Source organism: Pseudomonas sp. Z2-11 (assembly GCF_054161305.1).
Genome location: NZ_CP096395.1, coordinates 1,293,665 through 1,306,666 on the forward strand (window position 1 = coordinate 1,293,665; position 13,002 = coordinate 1,306,666).

The window sequence follows — 13,002 nt, forward strand, 5'->3', positions numbered from 1 at the left end:
CAAGTATGCCTTGGGCCGGGGTTTTGGTGAAATCCCGGTCATGCGTCGATTTCCATTGTGGGAGCGAGCCTGCTCGCGAAAGCAGTATGTCAGCCAGCATTGATGTTGGCTGAAACACCGCTTTCGCGAGCAGGCTCGCTCCCACAGGCTCCCCACAAGGCTTAAAGCCCGTCATCCCACTCAGGCGTTTCGGGAAACTTCAGCACCAGAAAATCCACCAGGCAACGCAGCGCCGAGGGCATGTGCTTGCGCGATGCATACACCGCATACATGTTCATCAGCCGCGGTTCGGCGTGGGCCAGCAGGCGCACCAGTTCACCACTGCGCAGATAAGGGCCGGCCTGGTAGCTGGGCAGCATCGCCACGCCAGCCCCGGCGATCGTTGCCTGGAGCAGCGTGCTGGCTTCGTTGGCGCTGATGTTGCCCTGCACCGGAACCGCGATCTGTTCGCCGTCCTGCTCGAAATGCCACAAGCTCTTGCCGACGTAGGAATGGGTCAGGCAGTTGTGCCGGCTCAAATCCTCCACCCGTTGCGGTGTCGGCTGCTCGCGCAGGTAACGGGGCGAGGCGCAGATCACCGAGCGGCACACCGTGAGGCGCCGGGCGATCAGGTTGGGATCGAGATCGTTGCTCATGCGGATCGCCAGGTCGATGCGCTCATCCACCAGGTTCACCGTGCGATCGAGCATCTGCAGGTCGACGCTTACCCCTGGGTAGCGCTTGACGAACTCGGCCATGGCCGACGCCAGCTGGGACTGGCCGAATGATGGGCTGGCGGTGATGCGCAGCATGCCCCGGGGCGCGTCTTCCGGCGTGCTCACGGCGGCTTGAATGTCGCCGGACAGCTCGAGCATCTGTCGGCAGCGCGGCAGAATCTCCGAGCCGGCGGCCGTCAGGCTCAGTTTGCGCGTGGTGCGGTGCATGAGCCGAGCACCGACCCAGTCTTCCAGCTCCGCCAGGTACCGCGACACCACCGGTCGCGACAGGTCCAGATGTTCGGCCGCCGCCGATTGGCTGCCCAGGTCCACCACGGTTACGAACACCCGCATTGCTTGTAGACGATCCATGATCTGCCCGATTTTAGAAACAAACTATGTCCCAGCATCGCATTTTTTGTATCGAGTCAGGCAACTAAGCTCTGTCCATTCCCTTGCGGACCCTTGGACGACGGAGCACAACATGACCGGATTCACCCCAATCAAACGCCTGCTGCTGGCGACCGCCGCCTTGGCCTTCACCGCCCAGGCCTGGGCGGGCGACTTGACGCTCGATGTCTATAACCCCGGCGCCGCGGCGATTTTTCCGGTGACTTCGGTTCTGGTCAGCGGCGACAAGGAGGCAATCCTGGTGGACGCTCAGTTTGGCAAGGCCCAGGCCGAGCAGGTCGTGGAGAAAATCCGCGCCAGCGGCAAACGGCTGACCACGATTTACATCAGCCACGGCGATCCAGACTACTATTTCGGCCTTGAAACCCTGACCTCAGCGTTCCCTGAAGCCAAGGTGCTCGCGTCGGCAGCGACCGTTGAGCACATCCAGCACACCGCCGACGGCAAGTTGAAATACTGGGGGCCGATTCTGAAGGCCGATGCACCGGCCAAGACTCTCGTGCCCCAGGTACTCAAGGGCGACAGCCTGACGCTGGAGGGCAAGCGCTTGCAGATCATCGGCCTCGACGGCCCGCAACCGGACCGCAGCTTTGTCTGGATTCCATCTATCAAGGCAGTGGTTGGCGGCGTGGTGGTGGCGGAAAATATTCACGTCTGGATGGCCGATACCCAGACGGCGCAATCCCACAAGGACTGGCTGGCGACGCTGGCGGGCATTGAAAAACTGCAACCGGCCACGGTGATCCCCGGCCATTACCTGGGTGAAAGTGCCCGCTCCCTGGCGCCGGTGCGCTTCACCGCCGACTACATCAAGGCCTTCGACGAGGAGACCGCCAAGGCCAAGGATTCCGCCGCGCTGATCGCCGCGATGAAACTACGCTACCCCAACCTGGGGGAGGCCAGCTCCCTGGAACTCAGCGCCAAGGTCGCGAAGGGCGAGATGAAGTGGTGACCCTCAACCTTTGACCGGGGCTTTTGTGGCGAGGGAGCTTGCTCCCGCTGGGCTGCGCAGCAGCCCCCATACCAGCAAATGAGTTGTACCTGGCACACCGCATGAACCTTTTTGCGACTGCTTCGCAGCCGAGCGGGAGCAAGCTCCCTCGCCACGAATGTGTTCATGGCTCCAAGATGCGTTGAAGTAATCCCTACGAATAACCATAGGAGAATCTCATGAGCAAAATCGCAATCATTGGCGCCACCGGCCGGGCCGGCAGCCAGCTGTTGGAAGAGGCCCTGCGACGCGGCCACAGCGTGACGGCCATCGCCCGCAATACGACCAAGATCGGCGAGCGGGCCGGCGTGGTCAGCAAGCAACTGGACGTACTGGACAGCGAGGCGTTGACCGCAGCAGTCACCGGCCATGACGTGGTAATCAGCGCCGCGCACTTTGCCACCGTGCCGGCCGATAAGGTCATCGCTCCGGTGAAAGCTGCCGGGGTCAAGCGTCTGCTGGTGGTGGGCGGTGCCGGTTCGTTGTTGCTGCCGGATGACAGCCGTGTGATCGACAGCGAGGGCTTCCCGGAGGAATACCTGGCCGAAGCCAGCGCCGGTGCATTGTTCCTCGACGTGTTGCGCAAGGAACAGGACCTGGATTGGACCTTCCTCTCGCCCTCGGCGGAGTTCGTCGAAACCGAGCGCACCGGGCAGTTCCGTGTCGGCAAGGATCACCTGTTGTTCGACCAGGCCGGACGCAGTTGGATCAGCTTTGCCGACTACGCCATTGCGATGATCGATGAAGTCGAAACGCCGCAGTTTTCACGGACGCGGTTTACCGTCGGCTATTGATCGCGGGGATCAGCCGTGAAGCCGCACCCAGACGCTGACCAGCACCGTCGCTGCCATCAGCCAGGCGACGGCTGCTATGGCCAATGAGGCTTCGAGGCGCATGCGGTCGACCATCACGTACAGCGTCGCAAGATAGACGAAGTACGGAATGATCGACCACATGCCGAACACGATGGTGGTCTTCAGGTCGTCCACCGAGCGGCCCTTGCCGACGATGTAGTGGGCGATCAGGGCGAAAGTGGGAAACAGCGGCACCAGCCCGGCAATGTAATAATTCCTGGTCTTGGCGAGCATCGCCAGGATGACCACTACGGCTGCGCCAAGCGCCGCCTTGAAAATCAGATCCACAGGTTCGCGTCCCCGGTCAGTGGCTCAAGCCATATTTTTTGACTTTGTCGAACAGCGTGGTCTTGGCCATGCCCAGTTCCTGGCTGGCCTGGGTCAGGTTGCCGCCGCTGCGTTGCAATGCGTCCACCAACAGGTTGCGCTCGAAGGCTTCCACCGCTTCGGCGAAAGCCAGGCCCTGGCTGCCCGCGCTGGCGCCGGACTTCTTGAAAGCGGGCAGGCCGAGGGCATAACGCTCGGCGACGTTGCGCAGTTCACGTACGTTGCCCGGCCAGTCATGGCTCATCAGGTTCGACAGGGTCTGGTTGTCCAGCTCCGGCACCGTGCGGTCGAAGCGCAGGGACGATTGCTGGAGGAAATGCTCGAACAGTTGCAGGATGTCCTCGCGCCGTTCGCGCAGGGGCGGCAGTTCCAGGGTGACCACGTTGAGGCGGTAATACAGGTCGCTGCGGAACTGCCCGGCCCGGCCCATTTCGTCGAGGTCGGACTTGGTGGCGGCGATCACGCGACAATCCACGGCCACGCTCTGGTTCGAACCCAGGCGCTCCAGGGTGCGTTCCTGCAACACCCGCAGCAGCTTGATCTGCAAGGGCAGGGGCATGCTTTCCACTTCATCGAGAAACAGCGTGCCGCCATCGGCGTGCTCGATCTTGCCGATCCGGCGTTTGCCCGCACCGGTGAAGGCGTTGGCCTCGTGACCGAAAATCTCGCTTTCGAACAGGTTTTCCGGCAGCCCCCCGCAGTTCAGCGCGACGAACTGTTTGTCCTGGCGTCGGCTGAAATCATGCAGGCAGCGGGCGACCAGCTCCTTGCCGGTGCCGGTTTCACCCTCGATCAGTACGTTGGCCGAGGTGTCGGCGACATTGGCGATCAGTGCTCGCAAATGCTGCATGGCCGGCGAGCGGCCAATGATCCGGCCTTCCAGCGAATCGCGTTCGGCCAGTTTCCTGCGCAGCGTTGAAACTTCCCGGGCCAGGCTGCGTTGCTCCAGGGCGCGGCGGGCGACGTCCACCAGGCGTTCGGGAGAGAAAGGTTTTTCCATGAAGTCATAGGCGCCTTTCTGCATGGCGCCGACGGCCATGGATATGTCGCCGTGGCCGGTGATCAACACCACTGGCAGGCTGCGGTCGCGGGCCTTGAGCCGGGTCAGCAGTTCCAGCCCATCGATGCCCGGCAGCCGGATGTCACTGATGACGATGCCGGCAAAATCATCGCCAACCCGTTCCAGGGCCTCTTCGGCGCTGCCCACGCCCACGCAGGGAATGTCTTCCAGGGTCAGGGCCTGTTGGCAGCCCAACAGGACATGGGGGTCGTCTTCGACGATCAGAACGCTCAGGTCGTTGTTCATAGCGGCTCGGCAGGTGAAAGGCTTACCAACGGTAAACTGAGGACAAACGTGGTGCCACCATCGTCCGGGTGCTCGACGCCCAGGTGTCCGCCCGCGGCGGCGCACAGGCTCGCCGAAAGCGTCAGGCCGAGGCCCAGGCCTTGTTCGCCGGGCTTGGTGGTGAAGAAAGGTTCGAACAGATGCTTGCGTGCCTGCGGATCGATGCCGTGGCCGTTATCGCGCACCCGCAGGCGGTATTTGCCATCGCTGATCTCACCGGCGAGCCACAGTCTTGGCTCGGGTTGGACTTGCATCGCGTCCAGGGCGTTGCCAATCAGGTTCACCAGGATCTGCTCCAGGCGTGTCTGGTCGATTTGCAGTTGGACGTCTTCGAAAGCTGTCTGTGTCTGGACCCCAAGCTTTTCCAGACGCGCCCCGAGCAATTGCAGCGCGGCCTCGACGGCCTTGCCCAGGCTGGCCCGGCCTTTGTCGTCACCGCGCCGGGCAAAGGCACGCAGGCTGGCGGTGATCCGGCCCATGCGGTCGATCAGGTCGTTGATGGTCCTGAGGTTGGCGCTGGCAATGTCCAGCTGGCCTCGCTCCAGGAAGCGCACCGTGTTGCCGGACAACGTACGCAACGCAGCCAGCGGCTGGTTGAGTTCATGGGCGATGCTGGTGGACATCTGGCCGATGGCCGCCAGCTTGCCGGCCTGTACCAGTTCGTCCTGGGCGCGGCGCAGGGTCTCTTCCGCTTGCCGACGTTCGCGGATCTGGCCTTTGAGCCGCTCGTTGCTGGCCCGCAGATCGGTGGTGCGTTCGGTAATCCGACGTTCGAGCTGGTTGTTGGCTTCCTGCAACGCTTCGCGGGCGGCGAGGCGGGTGGCAATGACCTTGCGCCGCTCGTTCCAGGCGATCAGCAGGAAGGCCACCAGGGCAAACGCCACGGCCACCAGAATGCCCTGGTTGATCGCTTGGCGGCGCAGGTCTTCAAGTGGGGTGAGCAAGGTGAAATTCCACGGCGTGTCGCTCAACGGCCGGGTCTGCGAGAGGTAGCTGGTGGCCTGCTGGTCGGCGGCGATTTCGGTATTGGCGGGGAAGGTCAGCTTCTCCATGCCTTCGGCCAGTTGCTCGCGGGCCAAGGGGATCAGTTCGTTCAGCGGGAACCAGTAATATTGCAGGCTGCGGGCCAGGCGTTCCTTGGTTTCGTCGCTCAGCGGCCGCACGGATTTGAGCCGTCGCGCTGGATCGCTGGAGAGGATGATGATGCCGTTCTCGTCGCTGACGAAGGCTTCCAGGCGTGCTCGCTGCCAGCGTTCCTCCATGGCTTCGAGACGCACCTTGACCACGGCCACGCCGATGATCTTGCCTCTTTCTTCCAGCCCATGGGCCAGGTAATAGCCCGGCTCGCCGTTGGTGCTGCCGATGCCGTAGAAGCGTCCCGGCTGGCCGCGAACGGCGTTCTGGAAGTAGGCGCGGAATGACAGGTCTTCGCCCAGGTAACTGTCGACGTCGCGCCAGTTGCTGGTGGCCATCACCCGGCCGGTGGTGTCCATGACATAGATGGCCCGGCTACGGCTGCGCCGATTCAGGCCCTCGAGGTATTCGTTGACGGTCTTGCGGTGCTCGGGTGTCGGGTCGTCGAGCAGTTTCGAGACGCTGGATTCAAGTTCCAGCAGGCTGGGCAGATAGGTGTATTTGCTGATTTCGCTTTCCACCGCACGGGCATGCAGTTCCAGCTGGCGTTCGCCATTCTCGGCCAGGCCGCGAATGCCGTAGTGCTCGCTGATCCAGAAGCCGAGGTAACCCAGGCCGATCATCAGCGCAATGACCAGCGGCGGCAGGAACAGGTGGCGGATCAGGCGGGGTTTCACGGCGAGTGATGGCGGCGCGGCGCGATAGAGGGTGGGGTCGCATTTCATCACAGAAGCCTTGGGTCAACCAGTGAGGCGGCGATTGCCCTTCAAACGCGGTCCGGCGAGGGAGCTTGCTCCCGCTCGGCTGCGAAGCAGTCGCAAAACGGCTAATGCGGTATGCCTGATACATCGCATTTGCCGGATTTGGGGCCGCTACGCGACCCAGCGGGAGCAAGCTCCCTCGCCACAAGGGCAAGCGCGTCTAAAGAAGGCGACGCTTAGTGCTGCAGGATTTTCTCAAGGAAATGCTGCGCGCGTTCGGAGCGGGCGCTGATGTCGCCGAAGAACTCTTCCTTCTCGCAATCTTCGATGATCTGGCCCTGGTCCATGAAGATCACCCGGTTCGCCACTTTGCGGGCAAAGCCCATTTCGTGGGTCACGCACATCATGGTCATGCCTTCGTGGGCCAGTTGCACCATCACGTCGAGTACTTCGTTGACCATTTCCGGGTCGAGGGCAGAAGTCGGTTCGTCGAACAGCATTACCACCGGATCCATCGCCAGCGCACGGGCGATCGCCACGCGCTGTTGCTGGCCGCCGGAAAGCTGGCCCGGGTGCTTGTGGGCGTGGGCGGACAGGCCGACGCGCTCAAGCAGTTGCAGGCCTTTTTTGGTGGCTTCTTCCTTGCTGCGGCCCAGCACCTTGATCTGCGCGATGGTCAGGTTTTCGGTGATGGTCAGGTGCGGGAACAATTCGAAGTGCTGGAACACCATGCCCACCCGCGAACGCAGTTTCGGCAGGTTGGTCTTCGGGTCGGCGATGGAGGTGCCATCGACCACGATGTCGCCTTTCTGGAACGGCTCCAGCGCGTTGACGCACTTGATCAGCGTGGACTTGCCCGAACCCGACGGCCCGCACACCACCACAACCTCACCCTTGCTGACCTCGGTGCTGCAATTGGTCAGTACCTGGAAGTCCCCATACCACTTGTTGATGTTCTTGATAGAGATCATACGGCGAACCTTTTTTGCAGACGCTTGACCAGCAGCGAGGCGGCAAAGCTGATTGTGAAGTACACGAGACCTGCGATGATCAGGAACTCATTGGAGCGGCCGATGATGTCGCCATTGGCCCGCGAAGCATTGAGGAAGTCCACCAGGCCGACGGTGTAGACCAGCGAGGTGTCCTGAAACAGGATGATGCTCTGTTGCAGCAACAGCGGGGTCATCTTGCGAAACGCCTGGGGCAGGATGATCAGGCGCATGACCTGGCCATAGTTCATGCCCAATGCCTGTGCCGCGCCCATCTGGCCCTTGGGGATCGACTGCACGCCGGCCCGGACGATTTCGCAGAAGTAAGCCGCCTCGAACATCATGAACGCCACGACGCAAGAGCCGAACGCGCCGATCGGCGTGTCTTCACCGGTGATCCAGCGCAGCACGAACGGCACCGCCAGGTAGAACCAGGTGATGACCAGCAGCAACGGGATCGAGCGGAAATAGTTGACGTAGGCGCCAGCGATGTTGGAGACCAGCTTGTTGTGGGACAGGCGCATCAGCGCGAGGATCGTCCCCAGGATGATCCCGCCAACGACACCCAGGGCCATCAGCTTGAGGGTCATCACCATGCCGTTCCACAAACCGGGAATGGCCGGGATGATGCCTGTGAAGTCGAATTCCATTATTTACCCCCCACGGAGATCAGGCCGGGCACCGCGACTTTCTTCTCGACCATGCGCATGAGCAGCATCAGGCTCATGTTCAGGGTGAAGTAGATCAGCGTCGCCAGGGTAAAGGCTTCGAACAGGTTGGCCGAGAACTCGGCGGTCTGCTTGGTCTGCGCGAGCAGCTCCATCAGGCCGATCAGCGAGGCCACGGAGGAGTTCTTGAAGACGTTGAGAAATTCCGAGGTAAGCGGTGGAATGATGATCCGGTAGGCCTGGGGCAGCAGCACGTTCCAGTAGATCTGCGGCAGCTTGAAGCCCATGGCGCGAGCGGCGGCTTCCTGGCCGCGTGGCAGCGCCTGGATGCCGGTGCGCACCTGCTCGCAAACCCGTGCGGCAGTGAACAGGCCCAGGCAGACGACGACGCTCAGGTAGGCCGAGGTGGTCGGGTTGAGGTCCTGCTTGTACCATTCCTGCATGTCGGCGGGCAGCAGGTCCGGCACCAGGAAGTACCAGATGAACAGCTGCACCAGCAGCGGTACATTACGAAAGAGTTCCACGTAGCAAGTCGCGATGCCCGACACCAGCCGGTTCGGCACGGTGCGCATCACACCCAGGATCGAGCCCAGCAGCAGGGCAATGATCCAGGCGACGACGGCGATGGCTATGGTCCAGCCCAAGCCGGCCACGTACCAGTCGAGATAGATCTCGCTGCCCACGCCGGTGGACTTGAAGAATACGCCCCAGTCCCAGTTGTAATTCATCAGGGTCTCCCCTCAGATCGATCGATGTACAAATATCTGCAGGGGGAAGTCCTTTCCCGCCCAATCTTGAGAATCGGGCACACACCGACGGCTCGACCGCACCGTTCGAGTGGTTCCTTGGATGCCAGCAGGGAATGACACACTCCTGGAAGGGCAGGCCCTTCCAGGAGGTAAGGTTAGTCAGAAATCAGGATTTCTTGTCGTCAGCCGCTTTATCGGTCGGCGTGGCGATCAGTGCCTTGAGTTCGTCGCTCATCGGGAAATTGAGGTTCAGGCCTTTTGGCGGGATCGGTTGCATGAACCATTTTTCGTAGATCTTGTTGATCTCGCCCGACGCGTAGGTGGCCTTGATGGCGTCATCGACAACCTTTTTGAACGGCTCGTCGCCCTTGCGCACCATGCAGCCGTAGATTTCGTAGGACTGTGGGGTACCGGTTACTTCCCAGTCAGTCGCTTTCTTGGCCTTGGCGGCTTCGCCGGCCAGCAGCGCGTCGTCCATCATGAACGCGACGGCACGACCCGATTCCAGCATCTGGAAGGATTCGCCGTGGTCCTTGGCGGAGATGACGTTCATGCCCATCTGCTTGTCGGCGTTCATGGCCTTGAGCAGGCGCTCGGACGTGGTGCCGGCGGTGGTCACGACATTCTTGCCGTTAAGGTCGCCGAAATCCTTGTACTTGGAGTCTTTCTTGGACAGCAGCTTGGTGCCGATCTCGAAGATGCCCACGGAGAAGGCGACTTGCTGCTGGCGCTCGACGTTGTTGGTGGTGGAGCCACATTCCAGGTCCACGGTGCCGTTCTGCACCAGCGGGATACGGGTTTGTGAGGTGACCAGGTTGTACTTGACCTGCAGGTTCGGCACATCCAGCTCTTTTTTCAGGGCTTCGACGACTTCCAGCTGGATGTCGTGGGAATAACCGACCGGTTTGCCGGAAGCGTCCGCGATGTAGGAAAACGGAATGGAGGCGTCGCGGTGGCCGAGCGTAACGACGCCGGACTCTTTGATCTTTTTCAGCGTGCCGGTCAGTTCGGCGGCGAAGACCGGAGTGCTGATCAGAGCGGCAGCAACGGCTGCGCCCAGGAGATGGGGAACGATGCGCATCGATGTTTCCTCGACATTGTTTTTTTTGTATTCGGCCGGTTCACCGGCCCTGAGTGCTTCGAATGCCTGGCAGCTCCTGTTGTGTTGGCGTACAGGCGTTCGTCTCCACGAGTGTAGAGCATGACTCGTGCCAGGCCAGTCGCGATTGGTTAACAGACTGTTTTTAAAGGGAATTAATGTTTTGTTTCGGATTTTTGGCCGGTCGTTTATCCGGTTTGCCGAACTGACTGTCGGGTCGTGTTCGGAAAACCGAATGACCTGAGAGCCCATAAACTCCCCAGTGGGAGCGAGCCTGCTCGCGAAGGCGGCCTCTCAGTTCCATCAGTTGGGAAATGGATGGCCTCTTCGCGAGCAGGCTCGCTCCCACAGGGATCCGTGGCGGATCCGGATAACAAAAAGCCCCTGAACTCAGGGGCTTTTCGTTTAGCTAGCGTGTTACCGCTCAGGCCGCTTCGATTTTGCGCCGGTTGTGCTCGACCTTGTCCAGGTACGTGCGAAGCTTCTCCTGTTCAGCGGCGGTTGTGAACAAGCCCAGCTTGCTGCGGCGCCAGAGAATATCCTCGGCGTCGATGGCCCACTCGTCGCTGCACAGATAGTCGACCTCCCGGGTATAAAGGCCCGCGCCGATGTGCTCGCCCAGGTCGGCAAGGCTGTGCACGCCTTCGAGCATGCGCCAGGTGCGGCTGCCATAGGTAGTGGCCCAGCGGCGGGCGATATCGGTGGGCAGCCAGTCGAACTTGTCGCGGATTGCCGAGCACAAAGCCTGTGGCGTGGTCATGTTCTCGCCGCCGGGCAAGGTCTCCAGGGCCGTCCAGCTCGGGCGCATCTGGGTGAAGTACGGAGCCAGCTGGGCCATCGCCGACTCGGCAAGCTTGCGGTACGTGGTCAGTTTGCCGCCGAACACCGATAACAACGGAGCTTCCTGGCCACCGCCCGACAGCGCCAAGGTGTAGTCCCGGGTCACGGCGGAAGGGTTGTCGGATTCGTCGTTGCACAAAGGCCGAACCCCGGAATAGCTGTGCAGAATGTCGTCGCGGCTGATTTGCTTCTTGAAGTGCGCATTGACGACTTTCAGCAGGTAGTCCGTTTCACCCTCGGTAATTGCCACCTTGGCTGGATCACCGGTGTATTCGCGGTCGGTCGTGCCTATCAGGGTAAATTGATTCAGATACGGGATGGTGAAGACGATGCGCTGGTCTTCGTTTTGAAGAATGTGCGCATGCTCGCCTTCGTAGAGTTTTGGCACGATCAGGTGGCTGCCCTGGATCAGACGGATGCCGTAGGGCGATTCCATCTTCAGGTCATCACGAATGAACTTGGCGACCCATGGGCCGGCGGCGTTCACCAGCGATTTGGCCAGGATTGAAAACAGGCTGCCGTCGGCACGTTCCAGGTTCAATTGCCACAGGCCTTTACTGCGCCGAGCGCTGACGCAACGGGTGCGGGTGTGGATATGCGCGCCTTTTTCTCGCGCCGCCATGGCATTGAGCACCACCAGCCGGGCGTCATCGACCCAGCAATCGGAGTATTCGAAGCCTTTGGTGATCTCGCTTTTTAATGCGCTGTCGGCGCCGAATTTCAGACTCCGGGAGCCGGCGAGCTGCTCGCGCTTGCCCAGGTGATCGTAAAGGAACAGGCCGGCGCGGATCATCCAGGCCGGACGCAGGTGCGGGCGATGGGGCAACACGAAGCGCATCTGCTTGACGATATGCGGAGCCTTGGTCAGCAGCACTTCGCGTTCGGCGAGTGCTTCACGCACCAGGCGGAATTCGTAATGTTCGAGATAACGCAGGCCGCCATGGATCAGCTTGCTGCTGGCCGAAGAGGTGTGGCTGGCCAAATCGTCCTTTTCGCAAAGGAACACCGAAAGACCGCGACCGGCAGCATCCGCGGCGATCCCTACACCATTGATACCGCCACCGATGACGGCGACGTCATAGATTTCAGCGAGAGGGGGCATAGGCAAGGTGGAATTGGGCATCGGCTGGCCTCGGGTTCTTTTTTCAAAATATTTGAATTCGAACATAAATGTTCATTTGCGAAAATACTAGCCCATAAGCACAGCAACAGCCAGTCGAATCCGATTGAAAATACTGATCGAAGTACGCTGAAAGGAAAATTTTCGAACAAAAAGGAGTTGAGGAGGGCTTTTGTGGCGAGGGAGCTTGCTCCCGCTGGATGGCGAAGCCGTCCCAAGCAGGCCGGCGTTTTTCTTCAGGCTAACCCCATCAGGCCGATTTACGACGGCTACGCCGCCGAGCGGGAGCAAGCTCCCTCGCCACGGGGGATCGGGGGTGAAGTCAGACCACTTCCAGGCGAATCTTGTGCTGGCTCAACAACTGCGCCAGGGCCGGCACCGGTTGTTGGTCGGTCACCAGGCAATCGATCAGGCTGATCGGGCCCAGGCGGACCATGGCGTTGCGGCCGAACTTGCTGGAATCCGCCGCCAGCAATACCTGCCGGGCGTTGGCGATGATGGCTTGGGAGACCCGGACTTCCTGGTAGTCAAAGTCCAGCAGGCTGCCGTCCTCGTCGATCCCGCTGATGCCCACCAGGGCGAAGTCGACTTTGAACTGATTGATGAAATCGACGCTGGCCTGACCGACCACGCCGCCGTCACGGCGCACGTTGCCGCCGGCGATCAGGACTTCGAAATCATCCTTGGCACTGAGGATCGACGCCACGTGCAGGTTGTTGGTGATGACTTTCAAATGGTTGTGATTGAGCAGCGCCCGGGCGATGGATTCGGTGGTGGTACCGATATTGATGAACAGCGAGGCGTGGTCGGGAATCTGCGCAGCGATCGCTTCGGCGATGCGTTGCTTCTCATCGCGCATCTGATCGGCGCGCATGGCGTAGGCAGTGTTTTCCACGCTGGAATCGTAAGCGGCGCCGCCGTGGTAGCGGCGCAGCAGGTTCACTTCCGCCAGTTGATTGATGTCGCGGCGGATGGTCTGCGGGGTGACGACAAATAGCTGCGCCATTTCCTCGATGCTGACATAGCCGCGTTCGCGGACCAGTTCGAGGATTTGCTGCTGGCGGGGAGGCAGATTCATG

12 protein-coding genes are annotated in these 13,002 nt (G+C 61.1%); 2 read left to right on the plus strand and 10 right to left on the minus strand.

The genetic code is table 11. From position 1 onward, the window contains the following. Positions 1-161: 161 nt before the first annotated feature. On the minus strand, positions 162-1,067 hold the full coding sequence (locus M1E16_RS05645; RefSeq protein ID WP_434699633.1) for a LysR family transcriptional regulator: 906 nt from the start codon (positions 1,065-1,067) through the stop codon (positions 162-164). A gap of 112 nt (positions 1,068-1,179) precedes the next feature. Between M1E16_RS05645 and M1E16_RS05650 the strand changes: the two genes are divergently transcribed. Both M1E16_RS05650 and M1E16_RS05655 read left to right on the plus strand, forming a co-directional pair. Continuing rightward, positions 1,180-2,058 carry an MBL fold metallo-hydrolase gene (locus M1E16_RS05650; protein ID WP_458129393.1) on the plus strand — a complete coding sequence of 293 codons (879 nt, stop codon included), beginning with the start codon at positions 1,180-1,182 and terminating at the stop codon, positions 2,056-2,058. Between the two features lie 218 nt (positions 2,059-2,276). After that, positions 2,277-2,891 (plus strand): NAD(P)-dependent oxidoreductase, encoded by a 615-nt coding sequence (locus M1E16_RS05655; protein ID WP_458129394.1) that lies wholly within the window; start codon positions 2,277-2,279, stop codon positions 2,889-2,891. A 9-nt stretch (positions 2,892-2,900) separates the two neighbouring features. Here the strand turns inward: M1E16_RS05655 and M1E16_RS05660 are convergent, their stop codons facing one another. From M1E16_RS05660 to M1E16_RS05700, 9 genes are all read right to left on the minus strand, one after another. Then, positions 2,901-3,230: a GlpM family protein gene (locus M1E16_RS05660; protein ID WP_434574272.1), complete on the minus strand. Its 330-nt coding sequence runs from the start codon at positions 3,228-3,230 to the stop codon at positions 2,901-2,903. Positions 3,231-3,255: 25 nt separating this feature from the next. Beyond that, the gene (gene aauR / locus M1E16_RS05665; RefSeq protein ID WP_458130284.1) at positions 3,256-4,536 is read right to left on the minus strand and encodes a two-component response regulator AauR; all 1,281 of its coding nucleotides are present in this window, start codon (positions 4,534-4,536) and stop codon (positions 3,256-3,258) included. A gap of 44 nt (positions 4,537-4,580) precedes the next feature. Further along, on the minus strand, positions 4,581-6,482 hold the full coding sequence (gene aauS / locus M1E16_RS05670) for a two-component sensor histidine kinase AauS (RefSeq protein ID WP_434695684.1): 1,902 nt from the start codon (positions 6,480-6,482) through the stop codon (positions 4,581-4,583). Positions 6,483-6,694: 212 nt separating this feature from the next. Then, complete coding sequence (locus tag M1E16_RS05675) at positions 6,695-7,429, minus strand: amino acid ABC transporter ATP-binding protein (protein ID WP_014339893.1); 735 nt, start codon at positions 7,427-7,429, stop codon at positions 6,695-6,697. Continuing rightward, entirely contained in the window at positions 7,426-8,097 is a 672-nt protein-coding gene (locus M1E16_RS05680; protein ID WP_014339892.1) for an amino acid ABC transporter permease, read from the minus strand. The genes M1E16_RS05675 and M1E16_RS05680 overlap by 4 nt, the downstream gene beginning before the upstream one ends. Continuing rightward, complete coding sequence (locus M1E16_RS05685) at positions 8,097-8,843, minus strand: amino acid ABC transporter permease (protein ID WP_434569610.1); 747 nt, start codon at positions 8,841-8,843, stop codon at positions 8,097-8,099. The genes M1E16_RS05680 and M1E16_RS05685 overlap by 1 nt, the downstream gene beginning before the upstream one ends. A 187-nt stretch (positions 8,844-9,030) precedes the next feature. Further along, complete coding sequence (locus M1E16_RS05690; RefSeq protein WP_458129395.1) at positions 9,031-9,945, minus strand: glutamate/aspartate ABC transporter substrate-binding protein; 915 nt, start codon at positions 9,943-9,945, stop codon at positions 9,031-9,033. Positions 9,946-10,387: 442 nt separating this feature from the next. Continuing rightward, entirely contained in the window at positions 10,388-11,926 is a 1,539-nt protein-coding gene (glpD, locus tag M1E16_RS05695; RefSeq protein ID WP_434673656.1) for a glycerol-3-phosphate dehydrogenase, read from the minus strand. Positions 11,927-12,245: 319 nt separating this feature from the next. Beyond that, a complete protein-coding gene (locus M1E16_RS05700) occupies positions 12,246-13,001 on the minus strand; it encodes a DeoR/GlpR family transcriptional regulator (RefSeq protein ID WP_003204973.1) in 756 nt (251 codons plus the stop codon). Between the last annotated feature and the right edge of the window lies 1 nt (position 13,002).